The sequence below is a fragment of the Streptomyces sp. NPDC003720 genome (assembly GCF_042875075.1).
Lineage (GTDB): Bacteria > Actinomycetota > Actinomycetes > Streptomycetales > Streptomycetaceae > Streptomyces.
This window is the reverse complement of the sequence record NZ_JBIANZ010000007.1, coordinates 55,094-74,348: the sequence shown is the minus strand read 5'-3', so window position 1 is coordinate 74,348 and position 19,255 is coordinate 55,094. Positions and strand designations below refer to the sequence as shown.

18 protein-coding genes are annotated in these 19,255 nt (G+C 72.4%); 6 read left to right on the top strand and 12 right to left on the bottom strand.

The annotated features are described in order from the left end of the window. Positions 1-11: 11 nt before the first annotated feature. The 3 genes from ACFYU0_RS20205 to mshA form a co-directional block, all read right to left on the bottom strand. Complete coding sequence (locus tag ACFYU0_RS20205; RefSeq protein ID WP_389302955.1) at positions 12-815, bottom strand: hypothetical protein; 804 nt, start codon at positions 813-815, stop codon at positions 12-14. A 114-nt stretch (positions 816-929) separates the two neighbouring features. After that, entirely contained in the window at positions 930-1,430 is a 501-nt protein-coding gene (locus ACFYU0_RS20200) for a YbjN domain-containing protein (protein ID WP_389302953.1), read from the bottom strand. Then, a complete protein-coding gene (gene mshA / locus ACFYU0_RS20195) occupies positions 1,423-2,760 on the bottom strand; it encodes a D-inositol-3-phosphate glycosyltransferase (RefSeq protein WP_389302950.1) in 1,338 nt (445 codons plus the stop codon). Before mshA ends, ACFYU0_RS20200 begins: the two co-directional genes overlap by 8 nt. 226 nt (positions 2,761-2,986) lie before the next feature. On the opposite strand from mshA, the gene ACFYU0_RS20190 reads away from it, so the two are divergent. The 3 genes from ACFYU0_RS20190 to ACFYU0_RS20180 all read left to right on the top strand — a co-directional run bounded on the left by ACFYU0_RS20190 (position 2,987) and on the right by ACFYU0_RS20180 (position 6,815). After that, on the top strand, positions 2,987-3,838 hold the full coding sequence (locus ACFYU0_RS20190; protein ID WP_389302947.1) for a class I SAM-dependent methyltransferase: 852 nt from the start codon (positions 2,987-2,989) through the stop codon (positions 3,836-3,838). Positions 3,839-4,102: 264 nt separating this feature from the next. Further along, entirely contained in the window at positions 4,103-5,194 is a 1,092-nt protein-coding gene (locus ACFYU0_RS20185; RefSeq protein ID WP_389302945.1) for an NlpC/P60 family protein, read from the top strand. A 319-nt stretch (positions 5,195-5,513) separates the two neighbouring features. Further along, on the top strand, positions 5,514-6,815 hold the full coding sequence (locus tag ACFYU0_RS20180; RefSeq protein WP_389302942.1) for a PP2C family protein-serine/threonine phosphatase: 1,302 nt from the start codon (positions 5,514-5,516) through the stop codon (positions 6,813-6,815). An 18-nt stretch (positions 6,816-6,833) separates the two neighbouring features. Here ACFYU0_RS20180 and ACFYU0_RS20175 read toward each other — a convergent pair whose 3' ends face one another. From ACFYU0_RS20175 to ACFYU0_RS20165, 3 genes are all read right to left on the bottom strand, one after another. Beyond that, the gene (locus ACFYU0_RS20175; protein ID WP_351666211.1) at positions 6,834-7,181 is read right to left on the bottom strand and encodes a DUF2516 family protein; all 348 of its coding nucleotides are present in this window, start codon (positions 7,179-7,181) and stop codon (positions 6,834-6,836) included. Positions 7,182-7,298: 117 nt separating this feature from the next. After that, positions 7,299-7,949 carry a hypothetical protein gene (locus tag ACFYU0_RS20170; RefSeq protein ID WP_389302939.1) on the bottom strand — a complete coding sequence of 217 codons (651 nt, stop codon included), beginning with the start codon at positions 7,947-7,949 and terminating at the stop codon, positions 7,299-7,301. Between the two features lie 75 nt (positions 7,950-8,024). Continuing rightward, positions 8,025-8,510, bottom strand: coding sequence for a helix-turn-helix domain-containing protein (locus ACFYU0_RS20165; protein WP_389302937.1), 486 nt, complete (start codon positions 8,508-8,510; stop codon positions 8,025-8,027). A 168-nt stretch (positions 8,511-8,678) separates the two neighbouring features. Here ACFYU0_RS20165 and ACFYU0_RS20160 point away from each other — a divergent pair, with 168 nt between their 5' ends. After that, on the top strand, positions 8,679-9,584 hold the full coding sequence (locus ACFYU0_RS20160) for an aminoglycoside phosphotransferase family protein (protein WP_389302934.1): 906 nt from the start codon (positions 8,679-8,681) through the stop codon (positions 9,582-9,584). Here ACFYU0_RS20160 and ACFYU0_RS20155 read toward each other — a convergent pair. The 5 genes from ACFYU0_RS20155 to ACFYU0_RS20135 all read right to left on the bottom strand — a co-directional run bounded on the left by ACFYU0_RS20155 (position 9,562) and on the right by ACFYU0_RS20135 (position 16,288). Then, entirely contained in the window at positions 9,562-10,077 is a 516-nt protein-coding gene (locus tag ACFYU0_RS20155) for an HAD domain-containing protein (RefSeq protein ID WP_389302931.1), read from the bottom strand. The genes ACFYU0_RS20160 and ACFYU0_RS20155 overlap by 23 nt on opposite strands. A 42-nt stretch (positions 10,078-10,119) precedes the next feature. Then, the gene (locus ACFYU0_RS20150; protein WP_389302928.1) at positions 10,120-12,153 is read right to left on the bottom strand and encodes a HelD family protein; all 2,034 of its coding nucleotides are present in this window, start codon (positions 12,151-12,153) and stop codon (positions 10,120-10,122) included. 39 nt (positions 12,154-12,192) lie between these two features. Further along, positions 12,193-12,813 (bottom strand): TetR family transcriptional regulator, encoded by a 621-nt coding sequence (locus tag ACFYU0_RS20145; protein WP_389302926.1) that lies wholly within the window; start codon positions 12,811-12,813, stop codon positions 12,193-12,195. A gap of 38 nt (positions 12,814-12,851) precedes the next feature. Beyond that, positions 12,852-15,107 (bottom strand): aminoglycoside phosphotransferase family protein, encoded by a 2,256-nt coding sequence (locus ACFYU0_RS20140; RefSeq protein WP_389302924.1) that lies wholly within the window; start codon positions 15,105-15,107, stop codon positions 12,852-12,854. Positions 15,108-15,193: 86 nt separating this feature from the next. Continuing rightward, positions 15,194-16,288 (bottom strand): aminoglycoside phosphotransferase family protein, encoded by a 1,095-nt coding sequence (locus ACFYU0_RS20135; RefSeq protein WP_389302921.1) that lies wholly within the window; start codon positions 16,286-16,288, stop codon positions 15,194-15,196. Positions 16,289-16,556: 268 nt separating this feature from the next. On the opposite strand from ACFYU0_RS20135, the gene ACFYU0_RS20130 reads away from it, so the two are divergent. Both ACFYU0_RS20130 and ACFYU0_RS20125 read left to right on the top strand, forming a co-directional pair. Next, on the top strand, positions 16,557-17,306 hold the full coding sequence (locus ACFYU0_RS20130; protein ID WP_351666083.1) for an HAD family hydrolase: 750 nt from the start codon (positions 16,557-16,559) through the stop codon (positions 17,304-17,306). 88 nt (positions 17,307-17,394) lie between these two features. Beyond that, the gene (locus ACFYU0_RS20125) at positions 17,395-18,369 is read left to right on the top strand and encodes a hypothetical protein (protein ID WP_351666085.1); all 975 of its coding nucleotides are present in this window, start codon (positions 17,395-17,397) and stop codon (positions 18,367-18,369) included. On the opposite strand, the gene ACFYU0_RS20120 is transcribed toward ACFYU0_RS20125, so the two are convergent. Beyond that, positions 18,332-19,234: a winged helix-turn-helix domain-containing protein gene (locus ACFYU0_RS20120; RefSeq protein WP_389302919.1), complete on the bottom strand. Its 903-nt coding sequence runs from the start codon at positions 19,232-19,234 to the stop codon at positions 18,332-18,334. The two genes, ACFYU0_RS20125 and ACFYU0_RS20120, sit on opposite strands and share 38 nt — an antisense overlap. Positions 19,235-19,255 lie beyond the last annotated feature (21 nt).

Sequence of the window (19,255 nt, the reverse complement as noted above, 5' to 3'; positions counted from 1 at the left end):
GGAGCGCCGGGTCACCTGACGTCGACGTAGTCGCCGGCGGCCGTGGCGCCGCCGGTCGTGGACGTCTCGCCGTACGTCCAGCGCCAGTAGCCGTCCGCGGCAGCGGTGACCGTGGTCTTGAGGTAGCCCGCGGAGTCGGCCTGCACGATCTTGACGGTGGAGTAGGTGCTGGTGCCCGCCTTGCGGAACTGCAGCTTGGCCGACTTGCCGCCGAAGCCCGTGTAGGTGTGCTTCACCCAGTCGGCGCGGGTGAGCCGGCCGGTCACGGTGATCTTCCCGCCCTTGGCGACGGGCTCGGGCGAGGCGTTGACGGTGGCCTTGCCCGCGCGCTTGACCTGGACGGAGCTGAATCCGGTCAGGTACTCCTCGCCCTTGAAGTTCTCGTTCGAGTCCCACAGGCGCACCCAGACGGCCGTCTTCCAGGTGGTCGCGTCGTTGTTGGAGTCGAGCCGCGAGCGCGGGTCGATGTACAGCTCGCCCTCGCAGTCGGCGGCGCGCGGACCGGCCGGGCTGCAGCTGGTGAAGCCCGTGTAGATGCCGCCGGACTCGGCGCCCTTGGCGGCCGTGGTGTCGTGGTACAGGTACGGGAACGGGGTGACGTCGTCGGCGGTGACGCCGGACGGCAGGGACATGTGGAAGGTGAAGCCGGGCCGCACCTCGGCGGTGGTGCCCACGACGACGGGTTTGCCCTTGTTCACGACCAGGTTCGACACCGTGACGCCGGTGTCCGCCGCCGCCGCGGACGGCGCGGCGTACGCCCCGAGGGCGAGCGCTCCCGCGAGCGCGACCGCGGAGCCCGATCTTCCTGCGCGCATGCACAACCTCTTGCTGGTGAGAGAGCGGTAAGGACCCGGTGAGAATCCGGGTCGCCGCAGGCTAACAGCACGCGGAGAAGGGCCGCTTGGGACCCCGGGGCCGGGTCCCGTCCGTCAGTCGGCCGGACGCTCTAGGAGGTGGCTGAAGGCGTCCAGGTTCCGGGTCGACTCGCCGCGCGACACCCGCCAGGCGTACTCCTTGCGGATCGCCGAGGCGAAGCCCATCTCCAGCAGGGTGTTGAAGGCGCCGTCGGCGGCCTCCAGGACCTGGCCGAGGAGGCGGTCGGTCTCCTCGGGCGTGACGGCGGCCAGCGGCAGCCGGGCGGTGACGTAGATGTCGCCGAGCCGGTCGACGGCGTAACTCACGCCGAACAGCTTGAGGTTGCGCTCCAGCAGCCAGCGGTGGACGCCCGCCTCGTTCTCGTCCGGGTGCCGGATGACGAACGCGTTGAGGGAGAGGGTGTGGCGGCCGACGATGAGGCTGACCGTGGTGGAGAGCTTGCGGGTGCCGGGGAGCTTGACGACGTACGTCCCGGTCTCGGGGCTCTCCCATTCCAGCTCGGCGTCCTTCAGGACGTCCTCGATGACCTGCGTGGCCTTCTCGACATCACCCATGCTGGGAGCGTACGCGACGGCGGTGGGACTGGGTCGCGGCCGTGTAGACGTCGGCGGTCGCGGCCGCCGCTGTGTCCCAGCCGAAGCCCAGCGCGTGCCGGGCGGCGGCCGCGCCCATGCTGTCCGTCAGCGCGGGGTGATCGGCGAAGCGGGCCAGCACGCGCGCGTACTCGGCCGGGCGGTGGCCCTGCACGAGGAAGCCGGTGGCGCCGTCGCGCACGGCCACCGGCAGCCCGCCGACCGAGGCGGCGAGCACCGGGGTCCCGGCCGCCTGCGCCTCTATGGCGACCAGCCCGAAGGACTCGCTGTAGGACGGCATGACCAGGACGGAGGCCGCCCGGAACCAGTCCGCGAGCTGCTCCTGCCCGACCGGCGGGCGGAACTGCACGACGTCGGCGATGCCGAGGCGCGCGGCGAGCTTCTGCAGGCCCTCGGGCCGGGCGAGACCGCTGCCGCTGGGCCCGCCGACGACCGGTACGACGATCCGGGAGCGCAGCTCGGGCCGCTCGTCCAGCAGGGCGGCGACCGCCCGCAGCAGCACGTCCGGCGCCTTCAGGGGCTGTATGCGGCCCGCGAAGAGGGGGATCAGGGCGTCCTGCGGGAGACCGAGGCGGGCACGGGCGGCGGCGCGGCCGTCGGCGGGGCGGAACCGGTCGAGGTTCACGCCGGGGTGGACGACGGCGACCTTGCCGGGGTCCGCCGCGTAGTGCCGGGCGAGTTCGCCGGCCTCCTCCTCGGTGTTGGCGATGAGGCGGTCGGCGGCGGCGACGATCTGGGTCTCGCCGATGACGCGGGCGGCGGGCTCGGGGGTGTCGCCGTCGGCCAGGTTGGCGTTCTTGACCTTGGCCATGGTGTGCATGGCGTGCACCAGCGGCACGCCCCAGCGCTGGGCGGCGAGCCAGCCGACGTGGCCGGAGAGCCAGTAGTGGGAGTGAACGAGGTCGTAGTGGCCCGGGCGGTGGCCGGCCCACGCCTGCATCACGCCGTGCGTGAAGGCGCAGAGCTGGGCGGGCAGGTCCTCCTTGGCCAGGCCCTCGTAGGGACCGGCGTCGACGTGCCGGACGAGGACGCCCGGGGCGAGGTCGACGCGGGGCGGCAGGCCGCCCTCGGTGGCCCGGGTGAAGATCTCCACCTCGATGTTGATCGCGGCCAGCCGCTGGGCCAGCTCCACGATGTAGACGTTCATGCCGCCGGCGTCACCGGTTCCCGGCTGGTGCAGCGGCGAGGTGTGCACGGAGAGCATGGCGACGCGGCGCGGCCTGCGGTGCAGCCTGAGCCGCGGGGACGCCGCCGGGGAGCGACGCCCGAGCCTGCCGGCGTACTGGCTCACGTGGCGTTCCTCCTCGGTGCGGGCATGCCTGCCGGAGGACCTACCGCGCCCTCCTGGGAGTGCAACAGCCGACGGGTGCCCTGCCATTTCCCGATCACGCGCCTTTACCGAATCATGACCTGGTCTCGCTCAACCGTTCGACTGGAGCGTGCGTGGGCCGCGGCGGGAACCCGGACGGAGACCGAGCGGAGCCGGCCGCCGCGGGGCCCCGCTTACCCTCGTAGTCATGACCGCCCGCGCCACGCCCCTCCCCCACGCCCGGCGCCGCCCGAGCGGGGCGGGCGCCGTGGTGGGGAACGTGACGCGCGGCACCACCAACCCCAACCGGCTGCGCCGCATGGACCGCTGGATCGCCGCCACGCACGGCGCCGCCCTGCGCCGCGCGGCCGACCCGGTGGCGATCGATCTCGGGTACGGGGCCGCGCCCTGGACCGCCGTCGAACTGCTCGGCCGGCTGCGCACCGTCGCGCCCCGCGCCCGCGTGGTGGGCGTCGAGATCGAACCGGCGCGGGTCGCGGCCGCCCGGCCGTACGAGCGGGACGGACTCGCCTTCCGGCACGGCGGCTTCGAGATCCCCGTGCCCGGGCGCCCGGTGCTGGTGCGGGCCGCGAACGTGCTGCGGCAGTACGACGAGGACCAGGTCGCCGCCGTGTGGCAGCGGCTGTGCGCGCGGCTCGCGCCGGCGGACGCCGGCTCGCCCGGTGGGCTGCTGGTGGAGGGGACCTGCGACGAGATCGGCCGGCGGCACGTATGGGTGGCGCTGGGTCCGGAGGGCCCGCGGACGGTGACCTTCGCGACCCGGCTCGGCTCGCTCCAGCGGCCGTCCGACCTCGCCGAGCGGCTGCCGAAGGCGCTGATCCACCGGAACGTCCCCGGCGAGCCGGTGCACTCCTTCCTGCGCGACTTCGACCGCGCCTGGGCCGCCGCCGCCCCCTACGCCTCGTACGGCGCCCGCCAGCGCTGGATCCGCGCGGTGCGGGACCTCACCGCCGACTGGCCCGTGACGGACACCGCCGCGCGCTGGCGGCAGGGTGAAGTGACGGTCGCCTGGGACGCGTTGGCGCCGCGCGCCCACTGAAACCGCGCCAACCGGCGCGAACCCGCGCCGACTCGCCGCCGGGAACGATCTCGGTGCGTCGTTCGTCACATCGTCGAGAAGATCCTCGTGACGGGCGCCGGCCAGGGGAAGCGGGGACGGGGCGATGGGTGACCGGGGCGTGCCCGAGGGCGCCGCGGCGGGCGGAAACCCGACTTCCCATGACCTCTGTCGTTTTGCGCGCCGCCATGGCACGATCCTCGGACGACCACAAGTTACTGACGGTTAACCAGCTTGGGGGACTGTATGGGGACGGGCAAGCGCGGCCTGCTCATGGCCGCCGTGACCGTGGTCTGCGCGGTGACCGTGCTGATGGCGCCCGGCACGGCGTTCGCCGCTCCGACTCCCACACCGAGCGGGAGCGCGACACCGGGCGCGTCCCCGAGCCCGGCTCCCCCGCCGAACAGGGACCTGGAGCAGGTCCGCGCGAGACTCGACCGGCTCTACCACGACGCGGCCGTGGCCACCGACGCCTACAACGCGGCCGAGGAGAAGACGAAGAAGCAGTCGGCCCGGATCGCCGCGCTCACCAAGAAGATTACCGAGGGCCAGGAGAAGCTGGAGCGGCTCAGGAACCAGGCCGGTGCGTCGGCCCGGGCCCAGTACCGCAACGGCGGACTGCCGCCCACGGCCCAGTTCCTGCTCAGCGACGACCCGCAGCGCTTCGTCGACGGCGCCGGGACGGTGCTGAACGGCCAGCGGGCCACCCACAAGCTGATCGGCGAAATGACCCGCACCCAGGCGGACTTGCGGGACTACGCCGACGACGCCGCCGCCCAGTGGAAGAAGCTCGAACTCAACCGCAAGGCCAAGGCCGCCGCCAAGAAGCGGATCAAGCGGCAGATCTCGGCGGCCGAGCAGCTCGAGAACCGGCTCGAGGAGAAGGAGAAGGAGCGGCTCGCCCAACTGGAGGCGCAGGCCGCCGCCAAGGCCCAGACGAAGTGGCTGGACAGCGGCGTCCTCGACGACATCGGCGCCAAGGCTTCCAAGCAGGGCCGCGCGGCGGTGGAGTTCGCCACCGCCCAGCTCGGCAAGCCGTACGTGTGGGGCGCCGAGGGCCCCGACTCCTTCGACTGCTCGGGCCTGACCTCCCAGGCCTGGGCCGACGCCGGCCGGCCCATCCCGCGCACCTCGCAGGAGCAGTGGAAGCAGCTCCCGCACGTCGCCGTCGAGGACATGCGCCCCGGCGACCTCATCATCTACTTCGGCGACGCCAGCCACGTCGCGATGTACGCCGGCGACGGCAAGATCATCCACGCTCCGCGGCCGGGGCGGACGGTGACGGTGGCGGGCGCGGGCACGATGCCGATCCTGGGCGTCGTACGGCCGGACGCGTGACCCAGGTCATGTGACGGTCCGCACGCCGGGCGACGCCCCCCCCCCGGCGGCCCCCGCGGGCCCCGTCGCACCCCGTCCGTGTGACCCACCGCACGGCCAACCGCCTTACGGACGGGGCGATCAGTGAGCTTCGTCATCCCCGCCGCCCGGGCGGGCTGTCCAACTGCGGTACGAATCGCGGCATATGACAGGGGCTTGCGCGCGAGCGACGCGGCTCACACCATTCCGTCGAGGCGGGCAGTACCGCTAGGGTCACCCGTCGGTGGGTCGAGGTCCCTCGCCCCGCCTGCCCTCGGGGGGAGGGAAGGAAAACAGGACGATGCCCGTACCCGTACCGCGGCAGAGAGCGATCCCGGCCGTGGAGAGTGGTCAGGCGCAGGCCGTCGCCCAAGGCGGCCCCCTCAAGGAAGAGGCTCACCGCAACGCCACGGCCGGCGCCAACAGCGCCACTCTCACCCTGCTGCTGATCGAGGACGATCCGGCAGGCCTGCCGATCGTGCCCGACATGCTGGACTCCTCCGGCAAGCCGGTCCGTGTCCGCCGCGCCCGCAACCTCACCGAGGCCGAGCGGCTCCTCACCGACGACGTCCACTGCATCCTGCTGGACCTCGCCCTCCCGGCGCCCGGCCGGGCGCACGACGAGGACGCCGACGAGCTGGCCGTGCTCCGGCACGTGCTCCAGCTCGCGCCCCGGCACGCCGTGCTCGCGCTGACCGCCTCCGGCGACGCCGAGCGCGGCGCCGAGGCCGTGCGCGTCGGCGCCCAGGACTACCTGTTCCGGGACGAGCTGGACGGCCGGCTGCTCAGCCGTGCCATCCGCTACGCGGTGGAGCGCAAGCGCTCCGACACCGCCGAGCGGCGGCTCGCCGAGGGCAAGCTGCGCGCCCAGGAGAACCGCCGGCTGGAGCGGGGCCTGCTGCCCACGCCCCTGCTGGAGGGCTCCTCGCTGCGCTTCGCCGCCCGCTACCGGCCGGGGCGCTCCCGGGCCCTGCTCGGCGGCGACTTCTACGACGCCGTACGCACCCCCGACGGCACCGTGCACGCCATGATCGGCGACGTCTGCGGCCACGGCCCGGACGAGGCCGCGCTCGGCGTGGAGCTGCGCATCGCCTGGCGCGCGCTGACGCTCGCCGGGCTGTGCGGGGACGAGCTGCTGGGCACCCTCCAGGAGGTGCTGGAGCACGAGCGCGCGGACGAGGAGATCTTCGCGACGCTGTGCACGGTGGACATCGCGCCCGACGGCCGCCGGGCGGGCCTGTGCCTGGCCGGTCACCCGTCGCCGCTGATCGCCCGCCCCGGCCGGGCCCCGAAGCTGCTGCCGTACGAGAACAACGGCCCCGCCCTCGGCCTGCTGCCCGGCGCCCGCTGGCCCCGGATGCAGGTGGAGCTGGGCGCCGAGTGGAGCCTGATGCTCTACACCGACGGCCTGATCGAGGGCCGCGTCGGCACGGACGGCGAGCGGCTCGGCCAGGACGGCATGGTGGACATGATCCGCCGCCAGCTGGCCGAGGGGCTGCGCGGCGAGGACCTGCTGCGGGCCGCCGTGAGCGAGGTCCGCGACCTCAACGGCGGCGAGCTGACCGACGACGTGGCGGTGGTCCTGCTGGACCGCACGGCCTGACCGCGCGGCGGCCCGCCGTCAGCGGCCGCCGTTGTACGGGCCGTAGGGGCCGTCGCTGCTGCTTCCGCCGCGGCGGCGGCCCCAGCCGCTGCCGCCGGAGACCTGCTTGAGCGCGGGACGCACGTCGACGATGTAGACGATGCTCGCGATCACGCCGGCGATCGGCAGGATCGACAGGAGCGAGAACAGGTAGCTGACCACGAGCGCGATGCCGAGGATGATCAGCCAGAAGACCTTGTTCTGCTTGTCGGCCGCGCGGAAGGCGTCCTCGCGCCGGAAGGCGGCGTCGAACAGCCCGAACGCGGCGATGGCCATCATGACGATCTTCAAGATCCCCATGAACCCCGCGAAGCCCAACATCAGCATGCTGTCCACCGCCCGTTTCTCCTGATCCGTACGCGGTCACCGTACCCGTAGAACGGGCCGGGCACCCCAAGGGTGCCCGGCCCGTTCAGGTCCTGCCGGCCGTTCTGCCTGACCTGCTCACTTGGCCGGCGGCGTCGTCTTCTTCGCGGTGGTGGTGGGGGTGACCTTGCGCGGCGCCGGGCCCTTCTTCGATGCGGAGTCCTTGGCCGCGGGCTCCTTGACGGCGGACTCCTTGACCACGGGCTTCTTCACGGCGGCGGGCTCGGTCCTGACCACGGCCGGCTTCGGCTGCGTCCGGACCTCGCCCGGCTCGGGCTTGCCCTCGACGGCGATGGCCAGGTCCTCGATCTCCTCGGCGGCCTCGCCGCGCCAGTTGCGCACGGTCTGCTCACCGTGCTCGGCGACCTTCTCGTAGGCCTCGCGCGCCTTGACGGCGTACTCGGCGGCGACGCCGACCCCGCGCAGGGCGAGGTCCTGGGCGTTCTCGCCCAGCTTCTTCAGGTCGACGTCCAGGGTGCCGATGAACTCGTTGACCTTGGCCTGCAGGGTCGTCTGGGCCTCCTTGGCCCGGCTGGCGGCCCGCTCCTGCACGGCCTTCGGGTCGGTGTTGCGCACCGCGTCGATGCGGGCCGGCGCCTCGGCGCGCAGCTGCTCGACCAGGGCGGGCACCTTCTTGGCCTGCTGGAGCGCGAGGTCGGCGGTGCCGGCGGCGAAGTAGAGGGGCTTCGGGTCGCTGAGGGTCTTGCGCAGGTCGTCGGTGATGGCCATGGTGATGGTCCTCCCGGATTCGCGTTCGGCTGAGGTTGGTGTGTCCGCGGTCTGGGCGGCCGGGCCCTGGTCCGGCTATCCGGCCGTCCGCCGCGGACCGGCATCACTGCCGCCGGCCGTGCGGATGCCGCGTTCGGCGGTGTCGCCCGGGACTTCGGCGCCTTCGGTCCGCTCCGCCGCGTGCCCTTCCCGCGCCGCCGGCTCGCCGACCCCGAATCCGTTCTCCTTGCGGAAGGACTCGTAGATCTGGAGCAGCACCTGCTTCTGCCGCTCGTTGAGCGAGGGATCGGCGAGGATGACGGCGCGCGTCTCGACCTCGTCCCGGTCCCGTTCGGCGTCGAGGATGCCGGCGCGGACGTACAGCGTCTCGGCGGAGATGCGCAGCGCCTTGGCGACCTGCTGCAGCACCTCCGCGCTGGGCTTGCGCAGCCCGCGCTCGATCTGGCTCAGGTACGGATTGGACACCCCGGCGGCATCGGCGAGCTGCCGCAGCGAGAGCTGGGCGTTTCGCCGCTGCTCGCGCAGGTACTCACCGAGATTGCCGACGTTGAGCGATGCCATGACTCCACCATGCCGCACTTCCGCTAACAATTGCAAGCATCTGCTTGCAAGAGTGCGCCACGCCACGCGCGGAGTTCACCCGCTCGTCCCAGTGCCGGCCCCCTCCGGGGCCCGAGCCGCACGGAAACTCGCTGGCGTCCCGGCGGCTCCGGACGTGAGACTGCCGCGGTGACGCTGCACGAGGACGAGATCCCGGTCGACGAGACGCTCATCCGGTCGCTGCTGCGGGCCCAGTGCCCGCAGTGGGCCGGCCTGCCGTTGTCGCCCGCGGGCTCCGGCTCGGACAACACCATGCACCGGCTGGGCGACGACCTGCTGGTACGGCTGCCGCGGACCGCCGACGGGCGGTCCGTGCGCAAGGAACAGCAGTGGCTCCCCCGCCTGGCGCCGCTGCTGTCCCGCCCGATTCCCGAGCCCGTGCACGCCGGGACGCCCACCGGCGCCTTCCCCGCCGTCTGGTCCGTGCACCGCTGGATCGACGGCGACGAGGCCGGCCCGGACACCGTCCGGGACTGGGCGGCCTACGGCGCCGACCTGGCGGCGCTGGTGCGGGAGCTGCACGGCGTCGACCTCATGGGGGCGACGCGCGCCGGGGACCTGAGCTGGTACCGCGGCGGCCTCCTCGGGCCCTGCGACGAGTGGGTCGGCGCGGCCTTCGAGGACTGCCGGGCCACCGTGGGCCAGGAGATGGACGTCGACCTCCTGGAGCGGCTGTGGCGGGCGGCGCTCGCCCTGCCCGACCCCTGCGGACCCCATGTGTGGCTGCACGGCGACCTCAAGCCGACCAACGTGCTGGTCCGGGACGGCGCGCTGCACGCCGTCATCGACTTCGGAGCGCTCTCCGTCGGCTTCCCCGACGCCGAGCACGCCCCCGTGTGGGACCTGCCGCCCCAGGCGCGCCAGGCCTACCGGGACGCCCTGGACCTCGACGACGCGACCTGGGCGCGCGCCCGCGCCTGGGCGATCGCGGTCGGGGTCAGCGGGGTCTCCTACTACTGGCACACCTGGCCCGCCTTCGTCGCCGAGTGCCGGGCCCGGCTCCGGGCGATCGTCACCGACGCCGCGGCCGGCTGAGCACCGGGGCCGGCAGCCGCAGCCAGTCCGCCACGGCGCCGAAGTCCGCCCCGGTCAGGCCGTACCGGTGGTCGACCCGGTGCAGGAGGGCGGGCGCGCGGTGGTGGACGGCGACCCAGGAACGGTCGGCCTCGGTCAGCTCGTCGTCGATCCAGACGAAGGGGCGGCCCGCCGCCCAGGCGACCAGCGGGCGGGTCTTCCAGTGCAGCAGGCCGGGCGGCTCGTCCTCGTCCGGCCACCGCACGACGGGCAGCGCGGGCAGCCCGAGCCACGGCGCCAGGCACGCGTTGGCGTCGTCCATCCAGGTCGTCGCCCACACCAGTTCGCAGCCGAGCCCGCGGAGCCGCGCGCCGAGCGCCGGGTCGACCCGGTTCAGCAGGGGATGGCCGCCCGCGTCCGGCGGCCCGGCGAGGCCGCGGTCGAACACCGGATAGGCCCCGTCCGACGCCCCGAACGGGATGAGCGGCCCGTCCACGTCGAGGAAGAGCAGCATCACCGTCCAGGATGCCCTTCGCCGGGCGCCGGCTGAAGAGCGTCACCGGAACGGCAGCGGCCGGGAGTGGACGACGTCCAGGCGGGAGACGGCCCGGGTCAGCACCACGTACAGCCGGTTCGCGCCCCGCTCCTCCGCCGCCACGACGGCGGCCGGCTCCACGGCGACGACGTGGTCGTACTCCAGCCCCTTGACCACGCTCGCCGGCACGACCGCGACCCGGGCGCCGAGTTCCTCCGGGCCGGCCGCGTCGATGCCGGCGGCGGTGAGCGCGTCCCGGACGCGGGCCAGGTCCGCGTCCGCCGTGACGACTCCGACCGAGCCCTCGCGGGCGAGCGCCGCGCGCACGGCGGTCACGGTGGCGCCGGGCACGTCGTCGGTGGCCCGGACGGTCAGCTCGCCGTCCGTCCGCAGCGATCTTGCGGCCGGCACCGCCACGTCCAGCCGGTCCAGCAGCCGGTTGGCCAGCCCGACCACCGCGGCCGGCACCCGGAACCCGGTGGTCAGCGGCACCACGGCCGCGTCCGGCTTGCCGAGGTGGCGCAGCTGCGCGCCCCAGTCGCGGGCCGCCCACGGGGTGGTGCCCTGGGCGAGGTCGCCGAGCACGGTGAGGGAGCCGAACTCGGCTCGCCTGGCGACCGCCCGGCACTCCATCGGCGAGAGGTCCTGCGCCTCGTCCACGACGATGTGCCCGAACCCCTCGGGGTGTTCGATCAGTCCCGCGATCTCGTCGAGCAGGACGAGATCGGCGGCCGACCAGCGGGCCGACTTGTACGAGCGCGGCGGGCGCGCCCACAGCAGGGCCTGCTGCTCCCCGGGGGCCAGCAGCCCCTCGGCGGCCCGGGCCAGCACCGCGCGGTCGGTGAGCAGCGCCGCGAGGACCTCCTCGGGCCGCGCCTTCGGCCATACGGCGTCCAGCCGGGCGGTGATCTCCCGGGCCCGCTCGATCCGGCGCACCCACGCGTTCGGAGGCGGCCCGGAGCGTCGTTCCGCCTGCTCCAGCAGCCGGCGCACCACGCGGGCCCGCACCCGCTCGCGGCCGACCGCGTACGGCTGCCGCTCGGCGCGCACCTCCTCGACGATGCCGGCGAGGCGCGCGGCGGACACACGCCACTGGTAGGAGCCGTCCGGTACGGCGAGGTCGGTGACGCCGTCGGTGCACACGCGCGCGTACAGGGCGCGGCGCAGCACCTCGGCCATGCGGGCGTCGTGCTTGACGGCGGCCGTGGGGGCGGGGTCGGCGCCGGTCACCGGGTGGCGGCCGATCTCGTCGAGCAGCGTGGCCTGACGCACGCCGCTCTCCCCGAGGGAGGGCAGCACCTCGGCGATGTAGGAGAGGAAGGTGCGGTTGGGGCCGAGGATCAGCATTCCGGCGCGCTGGACGCGCTGGGGGTGGGTGTACAGCAGATAGGCGGCGCGGTGCAGGCCGACGGCCGTCTTGCCGGTGCCGGGGGCGCCCTGGACGCAGACGGAGGCGGTCAGGTCGCCGCGCACCAGGTCGTCCTGCTCGGGTTGGATGGTGGCGGCGATGTCCCGCATGGGGCCCACGCGGGGGCGCTCGATCTCCCGGGCGACGATGTCGCTGACCCGGGACTCGCCCCGGCCGAGGCGCTCGTCCTCGAAGCCGGTGAGGTCCGCGGAGTCGCCCCGGCCGCCCACCGCCCAGCCGAACCGGCGGCGGACCTCCACGCCCTGCGGCTCACCGGCGCTCGCCTGGTAGAAGGCGCGGGAGACGGGGGCCCGCCAGTCGACGACGAGGGGCGGGGCGGCCGGGTCCTCGCTGATCCGGAGGCGGCCGACGTGGTAGCTCTGCCCGCCGTGCCCGGGGTGGTCCGCGGCGAAGTCCAGCCGGCCGAAGAACAGCGGCCCCTCGGGCAGTTCGCGCAACGCCTTGGCCCGGCTGCGCAGCCGGTACCCGAGCACCTCGGCGTCGGCGCCGGACGCGGAGACGTCCTCGCCGGTGACGACCTGCGCGGCGGCGCCCTCGACCATGGCGGCGAGGGTGGCGCGGCAGGTGTCGTGATAGGCGCGCTCGGCCCGAAGGGTGTCGTCGAGGGTGCGCCGGCGGGAGGTCATGCCCCCACCCTACCCAATTATGTGACCGAGTTACATTTCTTACTCAGTCTCAGCGCCACGCAGGCCGGCCAGTCCCGCCGCCAGCCGCCCGAAGGCCCGCTCGGCGGCCCGCACCGCGTCGGGCCGGACCTCCTGCACGCCCTCCCCCGCCGCGATCCGCCGCCAGTTCTCCAGGGCGAGGATCCGCTGCACCGCGGTGATCTGGCCCGCGGCGAGCTTCGCGTCCAGCCCGCCGCCGAGCGCCTCGGCGAGCGCCGCCTCCGACCGCTCCAGGTGTCCGTACAGCCGCGCCGCCAGGGCGGGCGTGCCGTACAGCAGACGGTGGAAGGCGAGCACCGCCGGGTGGTCGTTGAGACCGGTGACCGGATCGCACCGCTCGAGCCCGTCGAGGAAGTTGCGGCGCAGGGACTCCAGCGGTTCAGCCGCTCCCGCCACCACCCGCGCGGCCTCCGTCTCGTGGTCGGCGAACCGGTACAGGACCAGATCCTCCTTGGCCGGGAAGTACCGGAAGAGGGTCGGCTTGGAGATCCCGGCCGCGGCGGCCACCTCTGCGACGGACACGGCGTCGAATCCCCGCTCCAGGAACAGCCGCACGGCGGTGTCCGACACGTCCTGGTACATCCGCCGCTTCTTGCGCTCGCGCAGGCCCATCTCTTCCATGGGGGGAGCCTACGCAGCGGCGTGCGGCGCGGCGCGGCTCACCGGCCTGCGGGCCTTGTGCCGCCCGCCCCACCGTCCCCGTACCGCAGGGCGTCGGCGAGGTAGGGGTTGGCGACCGGCCTGGCGCGAAGACCGAGACCGGCGATGGCCTGCCGGAGCGTGAAGGCGTAGGAATCCAGTCTCCGCCGCACCTCGGGGACGTCCTGGGCGTCCCGCTCGACCATGAACGCCAGGTCCACGTAGGCGGAGCGGGCGATCTCGATCAGCCGGTAGACACTCCAGTCCTGGCGCCAGTTCCAGGTGTACCGAGGGTCGAGCAGCACTTCCCAGCGCCGGAGCATGCGGTCCCGGATCTCCGGCCGGGTGGGGGTGAGATGGATGTGCCGGACGAGGTCGTGGAGAGGGTCGCCGATGAACGCCCGCTCCCAGTCGATGATGGCCAGGGCCGACTCGTCGTGACGACGCACCAGGTTCCAGGGATTCAGGTCACCGTGGAGCAGAGTGGGCGCGCGGTGACTGACCCGGTGCCGCTCGAGCAGGAAACGGAGCTGCTCGGACCTCGGCAGACGCAGTTCGCCGGCCAGCAGCTGTGCCTCCGCAGGCAGGTTCTCGACCAGGATCACGAGCTGTTCGCACAACCAGCCGTAGTACCCCGGCAGGTCCCCGGCCGGATCGAGCCTGGCGTGGTCGACCGAGGTCAACGCCGCGAGCTGGTCGACTAGCCGGTCCGCCTCATGGGGCAGCAGTCCGTGGACGGGATGCTCCGGCGCGCCCCTCATGTCCGGCGGCGCGACATAGGTGTGGATGGCGAAGCCGGCCTCGGCCGAGGCCCGTACGCCGGTACGGTCCGTCGCCCGGGTCCTGCCCAGAGCCAGCAGCCGGGGTGCCATCACCCTGACGTCGGCCGACTCGATCGCCTGCAACACCGCATGCTCACTGAGGAACCTCGGTTCGTACCGAAGCGGTCGCCCCGACGCGCGCCGCACCACGACCGGGAGGCCGGATCCCGGAATCCGGACCACGGAGTTGGTGTGGGTGGTCCCCTTGAACACCCAGTCGGCGGGAGCGGCGCTCTCCAGGGACAGGACGTCGGGTACCAGGGAGTGCGGAAAGTCCTCCCGCTGCCGGACGCGCGCGTCGGGCTGCCAGACGATCGACGTGGCGCGCCCTCCGCCCCCTGCCGAGGCACGCCATCGGTGCAGGATCGCCTCGATCTCCCGCGGTTCGGGTATCCGCGCCAGCGCCAGCGGCCCGGCCGCCGCCCGCAGGGCCCGGCGAATCCGGGTGGTCGCCTCGTCCAGACCCTTCTGATCGCTCGTCTTCGCCAGGGCTTCCGCGGCGCGCATCACGTCCGGATAGACGGACTGCGCCCGTTCGAAGGCGATGTAGTGGGGCAGGTCCCTGACCAGGCCGGTGACGGCTGCGGGACGGAACTCCCGCATGACATCGGCCCATGTGTCGATGACCTCGGCCCACTGGTCGTCCGGGTACCCGGTGCGGACCAGGTGAACGGCCAGGTCGTGCAACGGGTCGCCGTAGGTGGCCAGTTCCCAGTCGACCCAGATCAGGGGCGGGTCACCGCCGTACGACATGATCACGTTGCCGCGGTGCAGGTCGGCGTGGAGCAGGCTGAAGGGCCGTCGATCCATCGCGGGAACGCGCTCCGCGTAACGGGCCAGCGCGTCCTCGGGAACCCCCAGTGCGGTGAACAGGGGCCCGAAGAGGCTCCAGTTGGGCTGGCGGATCTGTACGTCCGCCAGTTGTGCCAGCGCGCGCAGGAAGCCGCTGCTGTCGTCGTCGCGCGCCGGCCAGCCTGGCGGCAGCGGTGGCAACGAGCTGTCGTTCACCCGGGTCATCTCGGCGAACAGACCCGCCATCGCCCGCACCAGGACGCTCTCGACCCGCTGGCCGTTGCCGCAGACGCCGGCGAGCGGGATGCCCTCCACATAGCTGTGAACGGCGAAGCCGTCCCCTTCTGCGAGGCACCGCGGGACGCCCGGCAGCACGTCCTCGATCGCCCGCAGGATGGCCGCCTCGTTCTGCCATGTTCGGATCACGACCGGCAGTGCTTCGGCGCGGCGGATGCGCACGGTCACGTCGGTCCCGGCCGGACGCCCGAGGTGGGGCGCCACGTCCGACGACACCGGCACCACGAAGTTCCGGTTGTGGTGTCCGCTGCTCGGTTCCGCCCGCACTTCTGCCTCCGCGACGAACGCGCTGACGGCATGATGCGACTCGGCGGTGAAGCCGGCGCCGGCCCCGCAACTGGGAGCCGGAACAAGAGGTGCACCCACCGACCGCTCCTGGGGTCAGACGGAGGACGGACGAACCACCACCATACGGCCGGCCCGTCCGGCTCCTCGAATGAATCGGGACGCTCTCACATCTCCCGGCCGCTTCCGTGGGCGCGGCACCAGCGCCCGAGAGCCGTCACGACGCGGTGCGGCCCCGGGAGGGCTTCGAGCCCCAACGGGCGTGCGGCTTCCGCCAGGATGGCGCGCAGCTTCAGCGCCACGGGTACGACGTGCCGCCAGCCGGCGTTCGCGGGGGTGTCCAGCGAGAGGGCGGCGCGGATGACGTCGGTGAAGACGGACTGAGCCCTCTTGTAGCCGATCAGGCGGTTCAGATCCTGCCGCCAGCCGTTCGCGCTGCCGGGCCGCACCCTTTCCACGGTCGTCCGCCACTGCTCGGCCATACCGCGGGCCTGCCGGTCCGGGTAGCGCATCAGGTGCAGGTGGGTCGCGAGGTCGTAGAGCGGATCGCCGACCATCGCCAGTTCCCAGTCGATGGTCCACAGACGGCGGCCGGGGTCCACGATGAAGTTCTCGCGGTGCAGGTCCGCGTGCAGCAAGCAGAACGGGCGTTCCGTGAGACCGGAGACGTGCTTGCGCAGGTGCTTGAACGAATCTTCGCCCAGGCCGAGCTCCGAGAAGAGCGTCTCGAAGCGGTCGAGGTTGTGCCGGTAGACCCGGTGTTCGGTGAAATGGACGAGCCGCTCCAGGAACCCTTCGGTATCGCCGTCGTCGGGGCGGTCGTCCGGCTCGCACCTCCGGCCGGCGGAGATGCTCGCGGGAGCCATGGTGACCAATTGCTCGAACAGATCGATGATCTGTCGGCGGTAGACGGCAGGAACCGGCGAACCGGACGAGCAGACGGATCCGAGCGTCCGGCCCTCGATGAACCGCATCAGGCCCAGGCCGCCGACCTCGACGATCTCCGGGATGCCTCGGATTCGGCCGGCCAGGGACTGCAGCAGCTGTTCCTCCGAGACGAAGCAGCGCCGGTCGAACCACAGCAGATCGGCCCTCGGCTCCCGGCACTTCCATCGCCCGGGCCGTACCCGGCCCATCTCACCGAGCAGCGGAAACACATAGGTCTCATGGTGATATCCGTGGAGCGGTCCCTCGACCACACTCTCGTCACCGCTCACCTCGACCGCGTGCAGTCGAGCGATCGAAGCCGTCTCGGCGGACATTGCCCGTTTCTCTCGCTGTGGGCCGTTCCGGAGAGAGGAAAGCAGGACGCGCCTCCGGAGGGTGCTGAAGTGGCAGAAAGGTACTCCTTTTTCGGGTGTGCATCGTGCCAGTCGCGCTCGAATCATCGCGGGCGGTCACTCCGGACGACGAATGAGCGCACGTTTGTTCCCCTACGTATCTGTCGGTACCCCGCTCGCGCCATCACCTGCGGTGCTGGCAGCACGGCCCACGGTGGTCCACACTGGCCGGGGTGACGGGAGGAGACCGATGGACGGCGAATCCGAGGAACGAACGGTCCTGCGCGGCCTGCTGAGCGACGCGGATGCCGTGCTGCTCGACTTCGACGGCCCCGTCACCGACCTGTTCCGAGGGGTGTCGACCGCGCCCGTCGCGACCGAGATCAAGGACGTCGTCCGCAAGATCTGGGGACGGCTGGATCCCGACGTCGAGAAGTGCGACGACTCCCATGGCATCCTCCGCCGCCTCAGGGACATGTACGACTCGCCGGTCGCCCCGCCTCTCGATCCCCGCGCCCTGTACGAAGCCGAGGCCGTCGTCACCCGTCAGGAGTACGAGGCGGTCAGAGAGGCCGAGCCGGCCCCGGACGTGGTGCGTCTCGTCAACACGTTGTCCGACCGCGGCCTGCGACTGCTGATCGTCAGCAACAACGCCGACGGTCCGATCTGGGAATTTCTGAAGCGATGGGGAATCCAGTCGAAGTTCGACACGGTGGTGGGCCGCGACCCGCACGAACTGCGGCGCATGAAGCCCGACCCGTATTCCGTGCTCAGCGCGCTGCGGATTCTGGGCCTGCCGGGACTCCGGACCCTGCTCATCGGTGACCAGCTCACCGACCTCCAGGCCGCCCGGGGGGCCGGTACCCGTTTCCTCGGCCACACGCCGTCGGCGGAGCGCGCCCGGGAGATGCGGGACCAAGGCGCCGACTGGGTCGTGCGCTCGCACGTCCCGGTCATTCGCGCGGCACTGACCCTGGAGTCCGTGACTGCCACCAAGTAGCCCTGCGGCGCGACCGGTTCGGTGTGCGGGAACGTTTGTCGGGGCATCATCCCCCTCTCACACATCACGGCACGCACGGGGGGTACGTGTGTCATCTCGCAGTCCGGGCGACAACGGCCCGAACCGGCTCGAGCGTCTCCGGCACACGCTGGACGCGTGGAAGCCGCGCATCGTCCGCTGGCTTCTCGCCCTGGTCGCCCTGCTGGGCGTGGCCGCCGAGGTCGTGGACCCACTGGGTGACGCCCTCAAGGGACAGCAGTTCCTGGGCGGTTCGTTCGCCGCGCTGATGGCTCTCATCCTCTTCGACGCCGTCAGCGGGTCCGAGCCGAGAGAAGTGTCGGGCGTTCATGTCTTCGCCGACCGGGACGAGCTCCACGCCGCTTTTCGCGAGGCGTTCCAGGCCCGGCTGGTACGGGTCGACTTCTCCGGCTTCACCATGCAGACGCTGCTGGACGCGCTGCGTGTGCCGTTGGAGAAGATGGCCGACCACGAGGTGCGCACGGTGGAGCTGAAGTTGTGCGTCATCATCGCGCACCTGAACCTGCCGATGGGGCTGCCCGGCGGCCTCGTCCCCGCCCCGCGCACCGGTGACACCGACGCGGAGAGCTACTACTTCCGGGACTCCCCGGAGAACCGGCAGCGGATGCGCGACGACTTCACGAAGCACAACTGGGTGACGCTGAAGAACCTGCTGGAGCGGGTGCACCAGCGCAACCCCGGGATCTCCATAACCTGCGAGATCCGGGAGTCGCCGCAGATACCCGAGCGGAAGCTGTACATCCTCAACCAGGAGACCGTGTTCTCCACGCCGTACGGCATCGAGCGCAGGGACGTCACCTGGCACGAGAACACCTACCGCATCCTGGACACCGAGGGCTTCGGACCGCTGTACGGCGAGGCCCGCTACATCGGCTGGGACCTTCACTCCAAGGCCCGCTCCACCAGGCAGATCGCGGAGCACCACATGGAGTGCCATCGCAACCTCTGGGAGAAGCTGGCCGACATCAAACCGGAACAGCCCGTCATCACGGACCCGGTGTGGGGAGCGGCTCCTGGCCGCTGAGCCGGTCCCAGACCGAGTCGAACCACGCCTGCATGCTGCCGACGAACACCGATCCGGGCGAGCTCGGGTCGCCGTCCTTCACGTGGTGGGTGAGGGTGGCGCCCAGGCCGAGCACGTCGAGGGCGGTGATCACCTCTCCGTCGTCGAGCTCCATCGGGCGGTCGATCACCTCGTACATGCCGTGCAGGGCCTCGACGCCGTTGAGCAAGTAGACCTTGCACACGGGGACCAACGGAACGTGCCGGATCCGGAGCTCCACGGACGGGACGAGCTTCTCCGTCGCCAGTTCCCTCAGCATGGTCCGCAGGGACTGCGTGTGGCGCCGGCCGATGGCCCGCAGGCGCTTCTGGGGGCGGTCGTCCGCCCGGTCGTCCCTGTTCCGCGGATAGGGCAGGACCAGCGACTCGGAGGGCAGCAGGACGCGCAGGGCGATGCGCTGGGGGCGGATGATGCCGGCGCGGATGCGCTCCACCTGGAGGCGGATGTGCGCGTCCAGCGTCTCGGACGTCAACGTGTAGACGTCCAGGTTCACTTCGGCGTGTTCGAACACCTCGCTGATGAGCGGGCCCAGGGTCCCTCCTCGGCTCGACCGGGTGGCCTTGGGCGTCGCCGACTGTATGCGCTGGGCCTTGACCACCCGCCAGCCGCTGCCCTGGCGGGACTCGATCCAGCCCTCGTCGGCCAGTTCGCGCAGGGCCCGCTGGACCGTGTCCCGGGAGACCTCGAGCTCCTCGGCGAGGTCGCGCTCCGAGGGCAGGAAGGAACGCAGCCGGTACGTCCCGTCGGTCATTCTGGAGCGCAGCTCACCGGCGACACGCTGGAACTTCCTGCCCTGGCCGCGCTCGCTGCTCCGCCCCACCGTCACGAGCCGTTCCTACCCTTGGCT

Excerpts from the sequence above, each read along its gene's own strand:
- ACFYU0_RS20175 (WP_351666211.1), bottom strand. The coding sequence starts at position 7,181 with ATGCTGATGTTGGGCTTCGCGGGGTTCATGGGGATCTTGAAGATCGTC.
- ACFYU0_RS20200 (WP_389302953.1), bottom strand. The coding sequence starts at position 1,430 with ATGGGTGATGTCGAGAAGGCCACGCAGGTCATCGAGGACGTCCTGAAG.
- ACFYU0_RS20130 (WP_351666083.1), top strand. The coding sequence starts at position 16,557 with ATGGACGGCGAATCCGAGGAACGAACGGTCCTGCGCGGCCTGCTGAGC.
- ACFYU0_RS20135 (WP_389302921.1), bottom strand. The coding sequence starts at position 16,288 with ATGTCCGCCGAGACGGCTTCGATCGCTCGACTGCACGCGGTCGAGGTG.
- ACFYU0_RS20180 (WP_389302942.1), top strand. The coding sequence starts at position 5,514 with ATGCCCGTACCCGTACCGCGGCAGAGAGCGATCCCGGCCGTGGAGAGT.
- ACFYU0_RS20170 (WP_389302939.1), bottom strand. The coding sequence starts at position 7,949 with ATGGCCATCACCGACGACCTGCGCAAGACCCTCAGCGACCCGAAGCCC.
- ACFYU0_RS20165 (WP_389302937.1), bottom strand. The coding sequence starts at position 8,510 with ATGGCATCGCTCAACGTCGGCAATCTCGGTGAGTACCTGCGCGAGCAG.
- ACFYU0_RS20190 (WP_389302947.1), top strand. The coding sequence starts at position 2,987 with ATGACCGCCCGCGCCACGCCCCTCCCCCACGCCCGGCGCCGCCCGAGC.
- ACFYU0_RS20145 (WP_389302926.1), bottom strand. The coding sequence starts at position 12,813 with ATGGAAGAGATGGGCCTGCGCGAGCGCAAGAAGCGGCGGATGTACCAG.
- ACFYU0_RS20185 (WP_389302945.1), top strand. The coding sequence starts at position 4,103 with ATGGGGACGGGCAAGCGCGGCCTGCTCATGGCCGCCGTGACCGTGGTC.
- ACFYU0_RS20205 (WP_389302955.1), bottom strand. The coding sequence starts at position 815 with ATGCGCGCAGGAAGATCGGGCTCCGCGGTCGCGCTCGCGGGAGCGCTC.
- ACFYU0_RS20155 (WP_389302931.1), bottom strand. The coding sequence starts at position 10,077 with ATGCTGCTCTTCCTCGACGTGGACGGGCCGCTCATCCCGTTCGGGGCG.
- ACFYU0_RS20150 (WP_389302928.1), bottom strand. The coding sequence starts at position 12,153 with ATGACCTCCCGCCGGCGCACCCTCGACGACACCCTTCGGGCCGAGCGC.